This window comes from Konateibacter massiliensis (assembly GCF_900184995.1).
Lineage (GTDB): Bacteria > Bacillota > Clostridia > Lachnospirales > Lachnospiraceae > Lachnotalea > Lachnotalea massiliensis.
This window is the reverse complement of record NZ_LT860099.1, coordinates 2,212,496-2,232,960: the sequence shown is the minus strand read 5'-3', so window position 1 is coordinate 2,232,960 and position 20,465 is coordinate 2,212,496. Positions and strand designations below refer to the sequence as shown.

The window sequence follows — 20,465 nt, the reverse complement described above, 5'->3', positions numbered from 1 at the left end:
ATGCAGGCACAAACTATGATGTTAGAGGCAAAGGACGGACAGAAGATTCATATTTATTGTTGGGATGAGGTGGAGCAGCCAAGGGCCATTGTACAGATTTTTCACGGCATGAGCGAGCATGCGGGAAGGTATGAGAGATTTGCAAAATTTTTGAATGAAAATGGTTTTCTTGTATTTGCAGATGACCACAGAGGGCACGGCATAACCGGCGAAACAAACGGAAAGTTTGGCTATCTGGGTGAGGACGGGTTTTACCGTGTCGTTGAGGATGAATATATGTTGACGGAGCATCTGAAAGAAAAATATCCCAAACTTCCTATGTTTATCTTCGCGCACAGCTTTGGTTCTTTTGTGGGGCAGGAATATTTGACCCGCTACAGTGCGCAGATTGACGGAATGATTTTATCCGGCTCTGCGGCGCAGACCGGTATCATGTTTCATATGGCAAAATACTTAGCAAAAATATATGGGACTTTTTTAGGAGAGGAGCGAGAAGCCAAGCTGCTTGACCGGCTTTCGTTCGGAAGCTATAACAAGAAAATAGAGAACGCAGAGCCGGCTTCATGGCTAAGCCGGGATGACGAGCAGGTTTTGAAATATCAAAAAGATTCCAAATGTGGTTTTGTCTGCACGGCAAACTTCTATTATCATTTTTGCAGCGGGCTGACCAAGCTCTATGAGGATGATAAGCTTGAACAGATTGCGAAGAACATACCGCTTTTCATTATTGCGGGAAAAGAAGATCCGGTGGGTGGATATGGAAAAAGAGTGGTGCAGCTGGAGCAGATTTATCGGAGGAAGGGATTGACGGATGTAGAGCTTTTGCTTTATGAAGGAGCACGTCATGAATTACTCAACGAGACAAACCGCGATGAAGTCTCAAGCGATGTTTTGAACTGGCTGGAAGGCAAGCTTAATGCTTGACTAGGGAAAAGTAAAAAATAAAGGGGTGTGATTCCCCTTTATTTTCCCGGTGCAATCCCTTTTATAAGCAGCTCCGTCCACTGAGCCGTATAAGGAAGAATTTTCTGATAAATATGCGGATTGGAGATACCCTCAACAAGAGCTTGGAAATAAAGCAAGAGAAATTCATCCGAGTATTTCAAATCAACCTTGCCCTCTTTTCGTCCCCGATGGAATAAATCAAGCATAGTACCATAGATTTCTTTCGTGTATTCTCTCATGATCAAAGATAAGTCTTCCTCTCCCTTTTTCGTATAAAAATCCATTAAAGCCAAATAAAATTGTTTGTTAACCTTATTCAAGTAATGGATTTTATTTTGGCTCATAGCAACGAGGGTCTCTTCAAACGGTTTGTTTTCTGCCATAATTTTACGGGCTGTCTCTCCCATGTTATTTATAAAATATTTAAAGACCTCATGAATTAGATTTTCTTTACTCCCAAAATATTTGAAAATAGATGTTTTACCTACGTTTGCCTGCTTTGCAATCTCATCCATTGTTAAATTTTCTATGCCGTTATTTTGGTTCATCAGATGAAAAGCTGCTTTTAACACTTGGTTTTTCTTCTCCTGCGTTCGTTTTTCATAACCGTTCATTTTAATTCCTGCTTTCTATCCATTTTGATTAAATCTATCTATTTTATATTATATAGAAAATGTTTTGAATTATCAATGAATAATAGTTTAAAACTATGCATTTTAATTGACTAGGGCAATAAAAAGTTATATAATTGGGCTTGTAAATGAGTTTTGGTTTAAAACAAAGCGAAAAGATTTAAAATATGAACTTTATACATAAAAATAGTTCAAATCAATAGTCTGTCATTTTAAACTTTGCCTTAGACTGGAAGCAAGTTATAAAACTATTTTAAAATTTTAGAAGGAGTTTTAGTATGATGCAAGAAATTGTAAAGGTGCAAGGGCTGCAAAAAAAATTTGGTAAATTTAAAGCATTACATGATGTGACATTCACGGTAAATGCCGGGGAAGTTGTGGGTTTCATTGGGCCAAATGGTGCGGGGAAGTCGACAACAATCCGTACGCTGCTGGGAATTATCAACCGCGACGGCGGCGAGGCGCAAATTTTTGGAAAGGATGTTTGGAAGGACAGTCTTGAAATTCATAAACGAATTTCCTATGTACCCGGAGACGTGGCTCTTTGGGGAAGCTTAACAGGCGGTGAAATTATTGATTTGTTTATTAAATTGCATGGAGGAGGGGATAAGGAAAAACGTGACTATTTGATTAAGCGTTTTGAATTGGACCCTAAGAAAAAATCAAAAGGCTATTCAAAAGGAAATCGCCAAAAAGTCGGCTTGATTGCGGCATTGTCGGTTGACTCTGATTTGTATATTTTTGACGAACCGACTTCCGGTCTGGACCCTTTGATGGAAGCGGTTTTTCAGGATGAAGTTGAAAAAATCAAGCATGCCGGGAAAGCAATTTTACTGTCTTCCCATATTTTGAGTGAAGTGGAACGTTTAGCAGATAAGGTGGTTATTATCCGTCAAGGAAAGGTTGTTGAAACCGGAACGTTGGATGAACTGCGCCACTTAACCCGTTCTACGGTTACCTTGGTAACAGAAGGAAATGTGGCAGCCATGGAAGCGGTGAACGGAGTTCATGATTTTAAACAAACCGGCAGCCAAGCCACATTTTCTGCAGATAATCACTATATCAATGATATTTTGTCAGAAGCGGCAAAATTAGGCGTGAAGAAGTTTGAATCTGTGCCGCCAACGCTTGAAGATTTGTTTATGCGACATTACGAGGTCTGATTGGCGGAACGGAGGAAAATAGGATGAGAGAAAAATTTGCACGTTGGAATGTACTGTTTGTACAATATCTGAAACGTGATTGGAAAAAAATTATAATCTGGGTTTTGGGTCTGGGTTTGTTTTCCGGCGGTTTTGTTCCGGCATTTGAAGAAATCAGCAAAGGGCAAGGCTTACTGGGAATGTATGAAACGATGAAGAATCCTGCGATGATTTCCATGGTTGGTACGACACCGGTAGAAACGGCAGCTGATTATACGCTGGGGGCTATGTATTCCCATGAAATGTTGTTATTTTGCGGTTTGTTTGCGATGATTGTGGCTGCTTTACATGTTGTGAGCCATACGCGGAAAGAAGAAGAGCATGGACTTACGGAGCTGGTACGTTCCTTCCAAGTAGGGCGCCAAGCCAATTCCCTTGCTGTATTGAGCGAAACTATTGTGATTCATATTTTATTAGCACTTTTCACTGGCGTAATTATGGTTAGTTTTGGTGCGGATACGATTTCAGCCCAAGGTTCCTTTTTGTTTGGCGCATCGATGGGCATGGCAGGTATTTTGGGGGCTGTAATCGCATTGATTATGGCTCAGATTATGCCGACTTCATCGGGGGCTACGGGTTCGTCTCTTGGAATTATAAGTTTACTTTATATTGTTCGTGGAGGTACGGATGTATCAAATGCTGATTTATCCATAATTAATCCGATGGGGTGGACCTATCTTACCTATCCGTTTACAGAAAATAATTGGCTGCCGTTGCTTTTTGCAATCGTTTTTAGCTGTGTTGCGGTAATGGTTGCGTTTGCACTTGAAGGCAGACGTGATATGGGGGCTGGTTACTTACCCGAAACAGAGGGACGGGAATCAGCGAAAAAATCATTACTTTCTGTACCTGGTTTATTGATTAAAATTAACAAAGCTGTCATGATTAGCTGGCTCATTGCCTTTGCCATTATGGGAGCTGCCTATGGTTCGATTTACGGCGATATGCAGACGTTCCTTGAGAGCAATGATATGATGAAGCAGATGTTTACAATGGCAGGGGTTTCCATTGAAGAATCATTTACGGGAACGATTATTATGGTAATGATTGCATTGGTTTCTATCTTACCGATTGCAATTGTAAATAAACTTTTTTCGGAAGAAGTACGACTGCATTTAAGCCAGCTTTATTCCACAAAAGTGACAAGGGCACAGTTTTATTGGACCAGTGTTATATTGGCAATTGCTGCAGGAGCGGCAGGTATATTTTTATCTTGTGTCGGTCTTGGAGGTGCCGCAATTTTTGCGATGGGAGATACTTCATCAATGACGATGAGAGATTTTTTTGCCGCAGGCTATAACTTCCTGCCTTCTGTCCTGTTTTTTACCGGACTTGCAGGCTTGGCACTAGGTCTGGCACCTAAGCTCGGAAAAGTTATTTATGCCTATCTTGGCTATTCCTTTGTATTGAATTACTTTCACGGAATTTTAGACTTGCCGAAATGGTTTTCCAAAACAGCGGTTCAAAGTTGGATCCCTCATATGCCGGTGGAGGAGTTTGATGGGGCAATCTTTGCGGCAATGACGATAATTAGTATCGTATTGATGGTATTAGGGTATATTGGATATCGAAGACGAGATATGATAGAAGGGGCTTAATTACTTCCGCCGTTATCGGAAAATGATTTTCGGGATAGCGGCGGAATTTTATGCTATAATCAGAGTAAAATTACTTGATTAAGAGGCAGAGTTACAAACTAAGCTTGGCGAATAAGAAAGGAGGAAACAATATGACGAGATACATTGCAGTTGTGACATTGGCTTTACTTGTCATCCTTGTTTTATTGAGGGCTTTTCAATTAAGAAAGTTAGGGATAAAATCTATTCAATTTGGTGAAATGGATAAAAAGGATTTTATTATTCCACCTTTTGCCTTATTGTTATTTTATCTTGTGCTGGCAAGTGCATTTGGCTTACCTGCAATCGGAATGGAATTGTTTTATCATGAATGGATTAGCTGGATTGGCGTGGCGTTCTGTGTGATGGGTATTCTGTTGTTTATAGGTGCCCTGATTTCTTTTGGAAAAAGCTTTCGCGTCGGTTTGGATGAAAATCATCCCGGAGAGCTTGTGACTACCGGTGCATTTTCCATCAGCCGAAATCCGATTTATGTGGCATTTGGATTGGTTTTAATAGGAATATTTTTGATTATTTCGAACTGGATTATATTGATTTATGTTTTTGCAGGAATCTGGGTTTTAAACCGGCAAGTCCTTTTAGAAGAACAGTCATTAAAAAAGATATACGGGGAAAAATATATAGAATACTGCAATCAAGTAAGACGGTATCTATAGTTTAGGAGTGTGATGAGAATGAAAAAGCAAGAGGTACTTGCGATACTTTATGATTTAGGGAATGAAAAACGAAAGCAGATGTATATAAAAAATGGTGCAAGTGAAAATACGCATGGTGTCTTATTGGGAGAACTGCGTAAGTTGGCAAAGAAATTAGGAAAAGACCACGAATTGGCATTAGAGCTTTGGCAAAGTGAAAATACAGAGGCGCAGTGGCTTGCATGCATGATGTTCCATGCAAAAGAGCTGTCATTAGATGAAATAAGGAGTATGGTTTCTGAGCTAACCTATTCTGACCTGACTGACAAGTTCATCGGTGAAGTTGTCTGCTACCACGAGGAAGCGGATACTCTTCTAAACGAATGGGTTGATTCGGATAAGGACCATTTAGGAAGGGCAGGCTGGAATTTGATTGTTCACCAAGTTGCCGAGGGTAAATTGACAGATGGTGAACTGGAAGAGCTCCTTACAACGATAAAAGCCAAATTGCAAGCAGCAACTCCAAAAACACAATGGGCGATGAACCATGCCCTGTGCGAAATCGGAATCCGCAATCCAAAATTTACAGAGAGGTGCATTTCTCTCGGGGAAGAACTGGGAGTATATCGGGAGCTAAAGGTATCAAAAGGCTGTACTTCTGCCTATGCTCCAAATTGGATTACGGCGGTAATTAAAAAAAGAGAGGGATAATCCTCTCTTTTTTAGTGGCTCATGATGCTTTCTTCGCCAAACTTCTTTAATGCAAATGGGATGGAAGCGCCACCCACTAAGTTACCGAGCGATATAACAATTATGTAAAGAAAAGCTTTTGCATTCCAAGCGCCTGCCATTGTGAAATAAAACATATCGGCGATACTATGTTCATATCCGGAAAGGATAAATACCATAATAGGAAGTATCAGTGCCAAATGCTTTCCTACCGTGTCTTGGATAGTCTGGAATCCAACGACTGCAATGCACATCATGATACCGCACATGATTGCCATGATAAAGGTGCTAAATAAAGTATCGGATAGCTTTAATGATACAATCTCAGCGGTATGCTCTATTATTTTCGCCTGCTTTGTAAAACGGAAAATAACACCCATCAATCCGGTTCCGACAAAGTTTCCCATCCATACAATAAGTACGGTTGCCAGGTAAGACGGCTTTTCCAGAGGAATGTAGCATATTTTACCTGTGTATAGATTTAATCCAAAGGAATAAATTGTAAATAATCCGATGGAGAATAAAAATGACCCTGCAATATGGTTTTCAAGGGTTAAATAAATAATTCCGCCCGTGCTGATCGCAATTCCGGCCATTATTGCTTTAACAAATGTTTTCATCTTTTCGATCTTCCTTTTCTTTGTAATTCGTATGTATATCCCATATGTTATAATATCCTTCGACATTATATAGAATTACTTCGTAATTCATACTATATCCCATCCGGGGTTATAATGTCCTTCGACATTATAACATATGGGACAAATAATACAAGTAAGCTGCGTTAAGTATGCGATTTTGAACAAAGCATGCAGAAAAATGTAAAAAACATGCAGGAAAATATAAAAAAGTGTGCTGCTGTTAAAAAGTCAATATTGTACTAAAATGAAAAATTAAGACACCAAAAATGGCGGAAATCAGCAGAATAATTGACTGTGTTTCCGATGCGCTATATAGTGAGCTTATCGCGATAAAACTTTAAGAAAGGGTGGCAGACTATGATTTACAAAAGTAATAAAGCAGAGGACGTAAAAATAGCGTACATTGGGGGCGGCTCACGTGGCTGGGCTTGGTCTTTTATGGCGGATTTAGCACTGGAGCCGTCAATGAGCGGAACAATTCGTTTATATGATATTGACAGGGAGGCGGCAAAAGCAAACGAGGTAATCGGAAATAAGATTACCCAAATGGATTATGCTGTTGGAAAATGGAATTACACAACGGTTGACTCATGGAAAGAGGCATTGGAGGATATTGACTTTGTTATTATTTCCATTTTACCGGGGACCTTTGATGAAATGGACTCAGATGTTCACTATCCGGAGCGCTACGGAATTTATCAGTCTGTAGGAGATACGGCAGGACCGGGCGGAATGATACGTGCACTGCGGACCATACCGATGTTTGTAGAAATCGCGGAAGCGGTAAAAACCTATGCACCGAAGGCGTGGGTTATCAACTACACCAATCCGATGACACTGTGCGTTAAAACATTATATCAGGTATTCCCTGAAATCAAGGCGTTTGGCTGTTGTCACGAGGTGTTTGGAACACAGAAGATGCTGAAGACGATTTGCGAAGAAAAGCTTGGAATTGAAAATATTCCAAGAAATGAGATATATGTCAATGTACTTGGCATCAATCATTTTACCTGGTTTGACAGTGCATCTTATAAAGGAATTGACTTGTTTGAGGTATACCGTGAGTATATTGATAAGCATTATGAGGAAGGGCTTGATGAGAAGGATGCAAACTGGCTGAATTATATGTTTGCATGCAAACACAGGGTAAAATTCGATTTATTCAACCGTTATGGGCTGATTGCGGCAGCAGGTGACCGTCATTTGGCAGAGTTTATGCTGGGTGAAGAGTATTTGAAAGATCCTGAGACAGTGGAAAAATGGCAGTTTGGCCTGACTACGGTTGATTGGAGAAAAGAGGACTTGTCAAACCGTCTGGAGAAGAGCAGAAAGCTGGTTTCAGGCGAGGAAGAAGTAAAGCTGGAGCCGTCGGGTGAGGAAGGTATTTTACTGATTAAAGCGCTGTGCGGACTGGACAGAATCGTGAGCAACGTAAATATTCCGAACACGAGCGGACAGATAGCAAACCTGCCAAAGAATGCTGTAGTGGAGACAAATGCACTCTTTGAGAGAGATGCCATCAGACCGATTTATGCAGGAAGCATTCCAGAAAATGTATTGGAGCTGATTGAGCCACATGTGGAAAATCATGAGCTTATATTGGAAGCAGCTCTCACAAAAAATGTGAAATTAGTGGAACAAGCATTTTTAAATGACCCGCTTATAAAAACAAGAGTGAACGAAAGCGAAGTCAAGGTCTTGGTAAATGACATGATTAAGAATACACTTCGCTACCTGCCGGAGGGCTGGAAGGAACAGCTTGACAAATAGTCTAGCTTTCCTCTGATTTATATTTTTTCCGGTGTTTCAGCGGTGTATTTCCCGTATATTTTTTAAAGATACGTTCAAAGTAGGAGGAGGTCTCGAATCCTACTTTGTTTGCTATCGCGCGGACTGAATTCTCGGTCTGTTCTAACAGTTTTTTCGCCTCCTGTACTCTGCATATGTGCAGATATTCATTCACAGTAAACCCCGTAACCTCTTTAAAAATACGGCTCAAATAGGATTTGCTGATAAACTGAGAATCGGCAATGCTGTCCAGAGAGAGCTTTTTGTCGCCATAGTTGCTTTGAATATAAGTGGCAGTCTGATTTACCCTTTTATGCTTCTCGGATTGTGCCAAAACACCACGGTTTAATGAGTTCATGGAGCGGGCAAGGCGGTCTGCATGAATGAGAATTTCCATTATATACATAGAAACCATGGAGGAGGAATGTGCCTCCTTATTTTTTAATTCCTTATAAATCTGAAGCAATAAATATTGCACTCGTTTTTGCAAATCTTTGTCAAGCGGCAGGACCCCGTAATAATTTTGAAAAAAAGAACCGGTCGAAAAATTAGCCAAAGCAGCCAGCTCTGCCACGATAGATTCGTGAAAGTTCAGCACAATGCGGTCATGACAAGGATTTTCATAGGTAGCCGTCTTGTGAACCTGATTCTTATTGATAATGACGAGTGAGCCTTGTTCGACGAGATAAGACTCATTCTCAATAAAATAGTAACGCTGCCCTTTTACGAGGTAATAAAGCTCATATTCATTATGAAGATGCTTGATGGGCATGGTAAAGTCATAATCCCTGATTACTCTGTCAATACCGATAAGCTGCTTTGTCTCCTGATAAATAATTTTCTCCAAAGTTTCCCTCCTGACTGCTGCTTTTGTTTTATGATTAATTCTATAGTACCAAAACATATAAAAAAATACAATAATGTCACAATTGTTACTGAAATAAAAGAATACCTATGATAGGATGATAATAAATTAATTGGTAAAAATAACTTAGTAGAAAGAATAATGTGAGGTGTAAATATGAGCGCATTTTTAGGACCAATCCACTATTGGCTTTATAACAAAATTCAATTACAGGAGGAGCTTATTCAGGATATTTTAAGTGCCTCCGAGACAAACGGCTGGGATACAACTCTTGGAGAGAAGGCAGATATGAACTGCGGAGTAGCGGAGCGCCGTCCGTTGGAGGAGATTATTGACCAGAGCAACATCCATGGCTGGCTTCAATATCAAATCGGAATATCTGAGGCGAGACTTGCTTTTATTGTGACATCGCTTTTAAAGGAGGACGAGAACAGATTAGAAGAGCTAAAGAAAATTGCATTTTCTTTTGGAACATGCCATGCAGTAGCAAAGGGTGCAGGTGCGGATGAGGCATTTAAGCTGCTAAACGACAGTCTTTTGGACGGAATGCCTTGCGACAGGGTAAACGAGCCGATGGAGCAGAGCGCGGAGCGTGCCGTTTGGAGACAGACCATTTGCATCCATCAGGAATACTGGGATGAGGTGGAAGGAGATATCAAAGTGTACTATACACTTCGCAGTCAGATGATAAAAGGGATGCTTTCCGAGAGCGGACTCGTATTAGAAGAGAGCGAAACCGGAATTCGAAAAATTAAAAAGGAGGATTAAGCATGTACAGTGTTGAATTAATGGTCATGGAACATGACAATATACTTAGACTTATTGATGTAGTGAGGGCGGCTTGCTGCCAGGTTATAGAGGGCAGAGACGTAAATGATGAGGATTTCAGAAAAATGATTGAGTTTGCAAGAAACTACGCGGACAAGCATCATCACGGCAAGGAGGAGCAGATTTTATTCCTTGAGATGACCAATCATCTGGGAACGGTCGGAGCAAACCTGATTCAGCATGGTATGCTCGTGGAGCATGACCTTGGAAGAAGATATATGATGGATTTGGAAGCTGCATTAAACCAGTACAAGGAAGAGCCTAAAACGGAATATAAGCTGGAAATTCTGGCAAACGCTGCGGGCTACGCAAATCTTTTAACCCGCCATATCGGTAAGGAAAACGAAGTGGTTTACACCTATGCTGAGAAAAGTCTTGCCGAGGACATTCTAAAATCGGTGGATGAGCGTGTGAAGGTGTTTGAAGACGAGGCGACAGAAAATAAAATTCAGGAAAAATATTTAAGTATTTTAAAAGAGTTAGAAGAGAAGTATCTTCCTTCTTTACTTTAGATTAATTGAGAAGGCCCCTGCTTGAAAGAGTAAGGGGCTTTTTTATATGTTTGACCGACATGGCACTAGTCTTGCTAGTGAAAGTCTACACCTACTCGCTTCTGCTCATAAGCTGCACAATTTGAATAGTAAATTAGTATATAGAATGAATAAAAATGAACACGTTTGCAAAAGTAGAAGCATATGGAACTGATTTTCCGTATAGAAAGGATTTTGAGTTTTGCAGAATTGAGCGATATTTCATTAAATGCATAAAAAAATGCAAATAAAACCAATAAATTATATAAAAATCCCGAAAAAATAATTGTGAAATACTAACAAAATATGAAAAAGTTACAATAAATGCTTGAAAAGAACGTTTGCATAATGTAGAATATGCCAAGACGGGAAATAAATTACAAAAGTTTTATTACTATATTTAAGGAGGGATTATTATGCAATTGTTTAGGAAGTTAAAACGAACATTGACAATTGTTATGGCGTTAGCATTAGTATTAACATCCATCTCTTTTGATGGAATAACCAGCTACGCGGCACAAGAGTCTAACATGGAGACGGCTGAAGCAGAAACAGATGTGGAAGAGACGCAAGAGGTATCTGCAGCAGAAACAGAAGTCGAAGATGTAGAAGTAGTATCTACAGAGGCAATGGAAGTCAACGAGTCAGGAGCAATGAGTGAGCCCGAGACCGGAACTACTTATACATATGATTTTACAAGCGGAATCATTTCATCAACTGATTATATTACAAGTTTTGTATCAGAGGATGGCTTATGGACTCTTAACGGAGAGTTCAAATATAATGATCCACACGGAATAGTCGTGAAAGATGCCACTACACTTGAAGTGAAAGTTGCAGGAGATGCTGAAATTCAATTTGCCGTTTGTGCATATAGCCAGACAGATGCAGCGATAGATATGACCACAGAGTTAGATGATGGTGAGTCATGTACTTATGATTCGAACTTACTAAAATCTGGAACGGATGGGGAAACTATCACATTTACATATACAGGTGCAGCGAGAACGTTAACATTTGAGATTAGCTCATCCGCAGGAACATCATACATACATAAAATGGTGGTTAAAAATGCAGATGCAAATGAAGAATCACCGGTGGCTAATGAGCAGACGGCAATGCCTGGCATATTAGTTGAAGATAATTTAAGTGTGAAAGCAATCGGACATAGATTATATTTAAGCAATTCGGACAGTACATCAAAGAATTCTGATCTTTCAAAACCAAACGGCTACTATTTGTTTGATGGTACTGCAGAATTAAATGAGATTGAGGCAGACATTTTAATAACAAGCGTAGGAAGTTCTTCTTCTTACGGTATCACAGCAGGAATTTATGAGGAAAGTAATTCGACAGTTTCCCGATTGGCAACAATAGCATTGCGAGGAGATAACAGTCTTAGAAATTTTTATAGCAAGTCCACAGGCAGTATTGGCGCCGGTGGTATCAATGCAACATGGGCTTTAGGGGATAGAATTCATGTAAAGATTAAAAAGAACGAAAGCAAGATTAGTTTCGTTGCAGTTACACCGGACGGAACAGAATATGCCAGAGAAGATGGCTATTCCAGTTCCAATGTATCACTTGCCATTACGGATAAAGTAAGATTTGGTTTTGGAGTTTCCAATGCAGATGCGGTTATTACAAATCTTGTATATAAAGATGCAAGTGGTAATGTGTTATATGACCAAAATGATTGTTACGAAGCAGTCGGAGAAGCTCCAAATGTAGCAAGTGTGGAGAAACCGGTTATTTCAGAGGATAGATTATCTATATCAGTAAACTGGGAAGGTGATGACTGCAAAGATGACGGAGCATATAAAGTAGAGTTATCTTCCGATGACGGAGACACATATATAACTCTTTCAGAAGCAGTTACAGAGAAAACTTATACCGCATCCATTTCAGATAGCGGCAGATATAGATTTAGAATTTCAGGAATTTGCGGAAGCAAGACAACACAGGCAGTTGCTTCAGAAGCAGCTATTTTGCAGGCACCATTAGGAGAAACAACAGTTTCAGCAGAAAGTAGTGATTCAGCAATTTCACTTAGCTGGACAAAAGTAGAAGGTGCCGAAACATATGAAATTTACAGAATGTCTTCAGAAGAGACAGAGTATACATTAATTGCCACAGTAGAAACGCTCTCCTATGAAGATACAAACCTTGTAAATGAGACACCTTATTATTATTATATCGTATGCAAATCAGCAGATAATACAAGTAACGGTTCAGAAGTAATCCTTACCCTTCCATCAGCGGGGCATGTGGGAGAATATGTTTATGATGAAGAAGCGGTAGAAATTACAATTACGAAGAAATCATATGATACGGTTTATACCAATAAGGCTGCATTAGAAGGAGTATCGGAAGGAGCAGGAACCATTGAGCTTGTTGTGAACGGTTCTGTGCAGGATACAAAAGAAGTAGGGGTAAAAGGCAAATTTGCTTTTGAGGCTGTACTGCAAGAGGGCAGAAATGATGTAGAATTACATTTAACAGATTCAAAGGGAAAGATAACAAGAAAAATATATAATTTTGTATATCTTACAAATTATGATATTATTGTAGATTGTGCTTATACGGGTACGGATGGAGAAGAATCAGATACAATAAGTGGTGTTAAAGTTTACAGTACCGTACAGGCGGCAGTGAATTCAGTTAGTTCCTCAAATACGGACAGAGTAATTATTTTAGTTAAAACCGGGGACTATTTTGAACATTTAACTGTATCATCACCGTATATTACATTAATTGGTGAAGACAGAGAGTTAACAAGAATTTATTACTGTGATGAGACAACAGTAGGCGGAGATACCAGCACAAGATGTGCAACTTATATTACGAAAACAGCAACGGGATTTTCAGCAGAAAATATTACCTTTGAAAATTCTTATGAGTATAAAGGAACGGAGAGCAACGGTTCTGCAGATGCCATCCGAGTAGATGCTAACCAAAGTACCTTTGTAAATGTAAAATTTTTAGGGTATCAGGATACCTTACAGGCGAACAGTAACAAACAATATTATTACAAATGTTATATTACGGGAAATGTGGATTATATATATGGTACAGACGGACAAGCTTTATTTAATGACTGTGACTTAGTATTCAGATATCATTCTGTTAAAAACAGTGGTTATGTTACAGCACCGAAGACATCAGCTTCACTTTCCTATGGTTATATATTTAATAATTGTAGAATAGTAGCAGAAGAAGGATGCACAGGAACGAAATATCTTTTAGCCCGTCCTTGGGGAGCGGATGCTTCTGCAACATTTATTAACTGTTACATGAGCAGTGTTATTTATAAGACCTTTCCGTATGCGGACATGAGTGGAAATGCATGGAAGGCTGCAAGATTTAGTGAATATTATACCTATGGAAAAGGTTTTTTAATTAATACGAACCGACCACAGATTTCATCTTCACAGGCAGCAACAATAATTGAAACCTCATCTCTTGGATGGGACCCATATACGGTAATCACCACAAATGCAGCAGAGTATGTCGGAAGTATTGTTACAACAACAGATGAAAATTACATAGAGAAGGAATATGACTCAGATACAGCTAATCCGGATGATACCAACGACGCAGGACTTGGAAACTATGGATTAAGCGGATATGCAGATGGTTACGGAACAACCGGCGGCGGATTATTACTTGAAACTTCCGATAATTATTATAAAGCATCCAATGCAGAAGAATTTTTAAGAGCTCTGTCATCTATAAAGAAATCAGGTAAAAAGAGTGTAATTGAAATAACAAAAGATATTGCCCTTGGAACAAATGAAATCGGTGATTTGTTGGAAGAATATTCAAGTATCATATCATCAGCCATTACACCGATCACACATCCGACCTTAATGGAAACAGGAGTTTCGAAACTTTCCTTGAAGGAAATGGCAAATATTACAATATTCTCACAGAACGGCTCAAGTATTTTACATACCTGTATCAATATTAATGCTTCTAAGAACATTATTATCAGAAATATTAAATTTGATGAACTTTGGGAGTGGGACGAAGGTCACAGCGAATATGATAGAAACGACTGGGATTATATAACCATTGAAAGCGGAAGCACAGGTATATGGATTGATCACTGTACCTTCTATAAAGCATATGACGGTATTGCAGATGTTAAGAAAGCAAATGCGGATGATACGATGGATGTAACTATTTCATGGTGTGAATTTTTACCGGAAAGTGAAGACGGAACCTTTTTCAATACAATGATGGAAGAATTAGAAAATAATAAAGAGACTTATCCTTATTATGCTTCATTACTTGATGAGGGAATGACGAAGGCACAGATAAGAGCTTACGCAGCGGGTCAGAAGAAGACCCACCTTGTAGGTGCATCTGACACAGAGGCTAATTATGAAAATCTTAATGTAACATTAGCTTATAATTACTATAAAGATTCCATGGACCGTATGCCTAGAATGCGCGGAGGTAATTCTCATGTATACAACTGTGTAATGGATTCAACAAATCTTTATAATTTAAAACAAGAACTAAGAGCAATAGACAGTGTAAATGGTACGTCATTAGCCAGCAAAATTGTAAGCAATGGTTCCCTTGCCACTTGTGATTCTAAAGTTCTGGTTCATAATACAAGTATGATAAACATAGAATGCCCGGCACAAAGCGGTAATATGGCAAGCCCAGGAGGTTATATTGCAGCACTTAATTCCCTGCATACATTAGGCAGCAATACTTCTTCCCTTGAAATAAATTATTATTCAGAAGAAATAGAGGCAGAAGGAAAAGTACTTGATGTAGATGGATTCTTAGCAAGCCTTCCGTATGAAGTACCTGCATTGTATGATGCAACTACTCTTGAAACCAACGTAGTTCCTTATACAGGGGCAGGAAAAGTTACAATGAATTATATTCAGTGGTTGAAGACAGAGTATAATGAAAATGTGGAGGTAATAGATGTTACAGATGTTGTTCTGGACCATAATACAATAACATTTGATACAATTGGAGCTTCCCAGACGATTAAAGCAACCGTAGTACCGGCTGATGCTGTTAATAAAACAGTAGAATGGACATCATCAGATACAAAAGTTGCAACTGTATCCGGAGGAGTAATAACAGCAGTAGGAAACGGTACGGCAACAATTAAAGCAACAGTAGGAAGTATATCGGCTGCTTGTGAAGTAACAGTAGCGCAAAAAGTAACTTCATTCGGTTTAGACAAGACATCCTTAACGTTTGATACAATTGGAGCATCACAGACACTTAAGTCAACAGTGGCTCCATCAAATGCAGCAAATAAGACAGTAACATGGTCCTCATCAAATGCAAAAGTTGTAACCGTATCGAATGGTAAAATAACAGCAGTAGGAAATGGAACAGCTACAATCACTGCAAAAGCGGGCGACAAGACAGCAACATGTAACGTGACGGTAAGTCAGAAAGTAACAAAAGTTGGGCTTCAACTTAATAATCAAAAAGTAAGCGGAACAATTAAAGTTCAAAAAGGACAATCATACAGCTTTAAAGCAGTAGTAACACCTAGTAATGCAGATTCTAAGAATGCAAAAGTAACATGGACCACATCGAATAAGAAAAGAGCAACAGTAAGTTCGGAAGGAAAAGTAAAAGTTGTAGGTACCGGAAAAGTAACAATTACAGCTAAGACAGCAGACGGAAAAACAGCAAAAGTTACATTAAATGCAACAACAAAAGTTTTGAAAGTTTCAAATATAAAAGTTTCAGGCTCAAAGACAATGAAAGTAAAAGCAAAACAAACACTTTCATTGACCATTAGTCCGGTTACAGCTAAAAATCAAAATGTAACCTGGAAATCTTCAGATAGTAAGATTGCAACAGTTAACTCCAAAGGTGTTGTAACAGCTAAGAAAGCAGGAAAGGTAACAATTACAGCAACTGCAAAAGATGGAAGTAACAAGAAAGCTACAATCAAGATCACAGTTAAAAAATAATTAGATAAATAAGTAATATAAAAACCATTGTAAAACTAGCTAAAATTATTAGTTTTACAATGGTTTTTAAAGTCTTTTGAATTAGATTTCAGAACCTAAAGATTTAGAAAGCGGCAGAGAGAGAAATAGTTGCTTCGCAATCCGTTCGGGCGCGAAGTGCGAGCAAAGCCCACACTTTTTTAGTTTTTCTTTGTAATAATACTCCAGCTTCCCGTCAACGCTTCCTTTGCAAGTGAGGTCAGCTCATCCAATTCCATTTTGGAATTGTTGTTAAGCCAATCCGTGTAGATGCCGATAATGCCCGAAGACACATACTCAGAATAGACATTGAACTTTTCAATGGGCAAGGCGGAGCTTTCGTAAAAGGAGTGTTTCAGGGCATCTTTTAATATATTTTTACACTCGGACATTAAAAACGAATAGGAAGTATCACGTGAGATATGGCGGTAAAAATCGATATGCTCTAACATAATATCGGTTAGACCATAGAAAAATGCGTCCATTTCAAATGTTTGGGTGTTTCTTAACAGTAAAATCACCTTATCAGCCAATTCGGCTTCAAATTCCTTCAAAATATCATGTATAGAGGTATAGTGAAGATAAAATGTTTTCCGGTCTATATTTGCCAGTTCCGCTAGCTCCGTGATGGTGATGGCTTGGAAATCCTTTTTATGTACAAGTTGCATAAAAGCATTTCGTATGCTTTCTTTTGTTTTTAGAATTCTGCGGTCGGTCTTAGCCATAATAAATTCACTCCTTTTATTCATCAAATATTTCATTTTTGTGGATTAATACACAACAACAAAAGTATTGGCAATTGATTATGCATAATAACAAAATTATAATACACATATGTAGAATAATCAATAAATGATGAAAAGGAGATATGATTATGTTAGAGAAACTATTTCACTTTTACCCCGGCAACTACACCTTGGAGGACTTTACCTATGCCTTTAGTCCTGACAATCCGCAGTTCATTCTGATTTTGATAATAGCGGGACTGACATTTTTCTTTGGCTATATGGAGTATATTTACAGCTTTCAGCTTGTTCGAAGAGAAAAAAGTGCACCTTATCCGGTCTGGATGCACACCTTTTATTTTGCACATGATTCCATGGGAGCTATCGTATTTGCGCTTGCAGCAAAGGCTACCGGAGGTTTTTGGTTCTTCACGCTCGCATCGGTTGCGCTTGTAATATGGAATCTGTTCGAGATATATAATCTGTATAAGTCTATTTACATAGAAAGACAGGAAATCTGGGGGCATTTGCACGACGGACCGGTTACAGTAAAAGAAGCATGGTTCAGAGTGGTCGGACAGATTGTGGTTTTCATCGGCGTTGTAAATCTGTTCCGTGTTTTTATGAACGATCCATATATGTTTAAGTGGTTTATCTTTACTAATATTTTAATCGCAATTGTACCGGGTCTGTATTGGGAAAAGAGAAAGACACAAATCGGAGCTTCTTATAAGCTTGCCATTGTTATATTACTTGGCACGATTAACTCATTTCTGCCGCACAATATGTGGGCACTTGCAAGCGATTATTTTTCATTTTCCAATAACCCTTGGTTCTACTGCATCGGAATTGTCAGTATCGGATATGCAATCAGAAATATCGTGGTGCTAAGGAGAATGCCGCAAAAGCCAAAAAAGCTAGAAAATGGCATGAAAACAGTATGGTAGGAGCTTGAAAGGGAGGCTATACTTTTCTAAAAAAATCATTTATAATTGTAGATAGAGCTTCCGTAACGGAGGTTCTATTTGCTATATCAGAATTGCTGTACATACAAGGAGATACAAATGAGAATTATTATATCACCCGCCAAGAAAATGAGGATAGATTCCGATACCTTGCCCCATAAGGCACTGCCTCATTTTATGAAAGAAACCGAATCTCTTTTCGCTTATCTTAGAACATTGAGCTATGCCGAATTAAAATCCATCTGGAAATGCAACGACAGCATTGCAGAGCAAAACTATCGCCGTATTCAGACAATGGATTTGTATAAAAACCTGACGCCTTGTATCCTGTCCTACGACGGATTACAGTTTAATTACATCAAGGCTGAGGTATTTGAAAGCAGTCATCTGGAGTATATAGAAGAACATCTGCGTATCGTATCAGGCTTTTATGGTATACTCCGCCCTTTTGACGGAGTTGTCCCTTACCGGTTAGAGATGCAGGCTGTTCTTAAGGACTGGCATACCAATTCTCTATATCATTTCTGGAAAGACAGTCTTGCCGAGAACCTGTTATCGGAAAGTGATTGTATTGTTAATCTGGCATCGAAGGAATACAGCAAATGCATCACCCCTTATCTGAAACAGGATACGGTATTTGTGACTTGTGTATTTGGAGAAATCAAAGATGAAAAAGTAATAGAAAAAGGAACTTATGCTAAAATGGCAAGAGGCGAAATGGTACGTTTCATGGCAGAGAATAAGATAGAGGACGTAGGGGAGATTAAGAAATTCAATCGGTTAAATTATGTATATGCGAAAGATTTATCGGATGAAAAAAAATATGTATTTCTCAGAAATAAACACAAGACAGTTCATTGAGCTGTCTTGTTTGTTTGCCAAAGGCTGGCGGTCCTAATTGTCATATCATCATAAGTTCTATAAAAGTATTCGCATGTACTGGTATTGATGAATGCTGTATATTTTGTATAATCATAAGTGCTCCGATTACTTATGACAGCACCCTTTGGTATGGAGACGTTTCCCAGAATATGAAAACCAGCCGCAATTGCTTCCGGGCTATCCTCTGGCTTTGGCAAATGTGACTTTAGATAAGTGGTTCGCACAAAACGTTCCGGAGAGGTAAAGCCGCCTGGCAGAGTTATGGTTCCTGCAGCCTGACCAAAAGGAGTTAATGGGACACTATCCCAAAAGACTTTCTCCGTTTGTTTTGGAGAAGTTTCCATATAGTTTCTTAAATTTGTCATGTGCCAATTAAAGTTAGGGCTGTTTGCCATAACGCCAATCGGATTATTTATCATCTCTATGCCTTTATCCGTTGCTTCGATTACGGCACAGGCTCCGCTTCTGTCAGTAACAATCCAGTGCAGAGGTGCTACTGTGTTTGTAACCGGATCAGGAATACCGATGATAGTAATTCCTTTTAAAAGAGTTTGTAACTCCCCTAAAGAAGCACATCTGCTCAGAATATAGTGGAGAAAATCAACGGATGCAACCGGTGTGCTTCCATTACGAGGTACGGTATCGTATTGGGCATATCCGGCAAAATATAAAGCGGCTCCCGCAAACCCTTTCTCATTTACTCCGTCAAAAAAGCCAAAAATACCGTCAAGCTCCTGGCCAAGTCCAATAAATTGGTAAGAATCACTGATTTGAGAATTATCTAAGGTGTTATACCAGGTATAGGAGCGGGGTATAATATAAAGCTGTGGCATAATATCATGTGAAAAATCCATCGTTCTCCCCAAAAACAGCTCATTGGACTTGGATTGTAACGTCATTGCCGTACACATATATAAATGTCCCCCAAAGTATTAGTTATAGTATTATATGAAAAGAAATGGCGCTATATCAGTAAATATGATAAAATGATAGAAGTGTTTTTGTTTGAAAAAGGGAGGAATGGATTATGAAGCCAACGGTTTTATTATATAATTTTAATGATACAGAGCGTAACCGCAAAATCACCTTAGCTTTGATGCCCTTAGGATTTCGTTTAAAGAAGGTAATGAAAGAAAATTATAATCAGCCTATCGGTTATATTGCCGGAGTAAAGGGAATTGAATCCATAGAAGAAAAGTATGAAGGTGAAGAATTAGAAGATGAAATGTTAATTATGGTGGGATTGAAAAGTGCACAAATTGACAGTTTAATAGCGGCTTTTCGAAAGAATGGGATACCGAAAGTAAATTGTAAGGCAATCCTGACGGAGACAAATCAATATTGGAATGCAATTGAGCTGTACAAAGAATTGAAGCTTGAACATGAAACCATGAGTAAGAAAAGCAGTCAAGACAAAGTGGATAATAATACTGTTGAATAGAATGATTAAAACTTAAAATAAACGAGAGGAAAACTATAG

The 20,465-nt window shown here is 38.9% G+C and carries 17 protein-coding genes; 12 read left to right on the top strand and 5 right to left on the bottom strand.

Going from position 1 to position 20,465, the window contains the following annotated elements; genetic code table 11:
* Positions 1-924, top strand: coding sequence for an alpha/beta hydrolase (locus CTY48_RS15935; protein WP_099469441.1), 924 nt, complete (start codon positions 1-3; stop codon positions 922-924).
* A 38-nt stretch (positions 925-962) separates the two neighbouring features.
* Here CTY48_RS15935 and CTY48_RS15930 read toward each other — a convergent pair whose 3' ends face one another.
* The gene (locus CTY48_RS15930; RefSeq protein ID WP_099469440.1) at positions 963-1,559 is read right to left on the bottom strand and encodes a TetR/AcrR family transcriptional regulator; all 597 of its coding nucleotides are present in this window, start codon (positions 1,557-1,559) and stop codon (positions 963-965) included.
* A 299-nt stretch (positions 1,560-1,858) separates the two neighbouring features.
* Between CTY48_RS15930 and CTY48_RS15925 the strand changes: the two genes are divergently transcribed.
* The 4 genes from CTY48_RS15925 to CTY48_RS15910 all read left to right on the top strand — a co-directional run bounded on the left by CTY48_RS15925 (position 1,859) and on the right by CTY48_RS15910 (position 5,762).
* Positions 1,859-2,740 carry an ABC transporter ATP-binding protein gene (locus tag CTY48_RS15925; protein ID WP_099470201.1) on the top strand — a complete coding sequence of 294 codons (882 nt, stop codon included), beginning with the start codon at positions 1,859-1,861 and terminating at the stop codon, positions 2,738-2,740.
* Between the two features lie 23 nt (positions 2,741-2,763).
* Complete coding sequence (locus CTY48_RS15920) at positions 2,764-4,377, top strand: ABC transporter permease (RefSeq protein ID WP_099469439.1); 1,614 nt, start codon at positions 2,764-2,766, stop codon at positions 4,375-4,377.
* A 131-nt stretch (positions 4,378-4,508) separates the two neighbouring features.
* The gene (locus CTY48_RS15915) at positions 4,509-5,072 is read left to right on the top strand and encodes a methyltransferase family protein (RefSeq protein WP_099469438.1); all 564 of its coding nucleotides are present in this window, start codon (positions 4,509-4,511) and stop codon (positions 5,070-5,072) included.
* Between the two features lie 18 nt (positions 5,073-5,090).
* Positions 5,091-5,762: a DNA alkylation repair protein gene (locus CTY48_RS15910; RefSeq protein WP_099469437.1), complete on the top strand. Its 672-nt coding sequence runs from the start codon at positions 5,091-5,093 to the stop codon at positions 5,760-5,762.
* A gap of 11 nt (positions 5,763-5,773) precedes the next feature.
* On the opposite strand, the gene CTY48_RS15905 is transcribed toward CTY48_RS15910, so the two are convergent.
* A complete protein-coding gene (locus CTY48_RS15905; protein WP_099469436.1) occupies positions 5,774-6,466 on the bottom strand; it encodes a formate/nitrite transporter family protein in 693 nt (230 codons plus the stop codon).
* Positions 6,467-6,778: 312 nt separating this feature from the next.
* On the opposite strand from CTY48_RS15905, the gene CTY48_RS15900 reads away from it, so the two are divergent.
* On the top strand, positions 6,779-8,191 hold the full coding sequence (locus CTY48_RS15900; RefSeq protein ID WP_099469435.1) for a family 4 glycosyl hydrolase: 1,413 nt from the start codon (positions 6,779-6,781) through the stop codon (positions 8,189-8,191).
* A gap of 1 nt (position 8,192) precedes the next feature.
* On the opposite strand, the gene CTY48_RS15895 is transcribed toward CTY48_RS15900, so the two are convergent.
* Entirely contained in the window at positions 8,193-9,056 is an 864-nt protein-coding gene (locus CTY48_RS15895) for an AraC family transcriptional regulator (protein WP_180272757.1), read from the bottom strand.
* A 174-nt stretch (positions 9,057-9,230) separates the two neighbouring features.
* Between CTY48_RS15895 and CTY48_RS15890 the strand changes: the two genes are divergently transcribed.
* The 3 genes from CTY48_RS15890 (at position 9,231) to CTY48_RS15880 (ending at position 16,395) form a co-directional block, all read left to right on the top strand.
* Complete coding sequence (locus tag CTY48_RS15890; RefSeq protein ID WP_099469433.1) at positions 9,231-9,842, top strand: hypothetical protein; 612 nt, start codon at positions 9,231-9,233, stop codon at positions 9,840-9,842.
* Between the two features lie 2 nt (positions 9,843-9,844).
* Positions 9,845-10,414, top strand: coding sequence for a hemerythrin domain-containing protein (locus CTY48_RS15885; RefSeq protein WP_099469432.1), 570 nt, complete (start codon positions 9,845-9,847; stop codon positions 10,412-10,414).
* Positions 10,415-10,848: 434 nt separating this feature from the next.
* Complete coding sequence (locus tag CTY48_RS15880; protein ID WP_099469431.1) at positions 10,849-16,395, top strand: pectinesterase family protein; 5,547 nt, start codon at positions 10,849-10,851, stop codon at positions 16,393-16,395.
* A gap of 179 nt (positions 16,396-16,574) precedes the next feature.
* On the opposite strand, the gene CTY48_RS15875 is transcribed toward CTY48_RS15880, so the two are convergent.
* A complete protein-coding gene (locus tag CTY48_RS15875) occupies positions 16,575-17,138 on the bottom strand; it encodes a TetR/AcrR family transcriptional regulator (protein ID WP_099469430.1) in 564 nt (187 codons plus the stop codon).
* A gap of 149 nt (positions 17,139-17,287) precedes the next feature.
* On the opposite strand from CTY48_RS15875, the gene CTY48_RS15870 reads away from it, so the two are divergent.
* Together CTY48_RS15870 and yaaA are read left to right on the top strand one after the other, a co-directional pair.
* Positions 17,288-18,085, top strand: coding sequence for a hypothetical protein (locus tag CTY48_RS15870; protein ID WP_236354986.1), 798 nt, complete (start codon positions 17,288-17,290; stop codon positions 18,083-18,085).
* 117 nt (positions 18,086-18,202) lie between these two features.
* Positions 18,203-18,964 (top strand): peroxide stress protein YaaA, encoded by a 762-nt coding sequence (gene yaaA, locus CTY48_RS15865; protein WP_099469428.1) that lies wholly within the window; start codon positions 18,203-18,205, stop codon positions 18,962-18,964.
* On the opposite strand, the gene CTY48_RS15860 is transcribed toward yaaA, so the two are convergent.
* Positions 18,958-19,896, bottom strand: coding sequence for a linear amide C-N hydrolase (locus CTY48_RS15860; protein ID WP_099469427.1), 939 nt, complete (start codon positions 19,894-19,896; stop codon positions 18,958-18,960). The two genes, yaaA and CTY48_RS15860, sit on opposite strands and share 7 nt — an antisense overlap.
* Positions 19,897-20,012: 116 nt before the next feature.
* On the opposite strand from CTY48_RS15860, the gene CTY48_RS15855 reads away from it, so the two are divergent.
* Positions 20,013-20,426 (top strand): DUF3783 domain-containing protein, encoded by a 414-nt coding sequence (locus tag CTY48_RS15855; RefSeq protein WP_099469426.1) that lies wholly within the window; start codon positions 20,013-20,015, stop codon positions 20,424-20,426.
* The last annotated feature ends 39 nt before the right edge of the window (positions 20,427-20,465 follow it).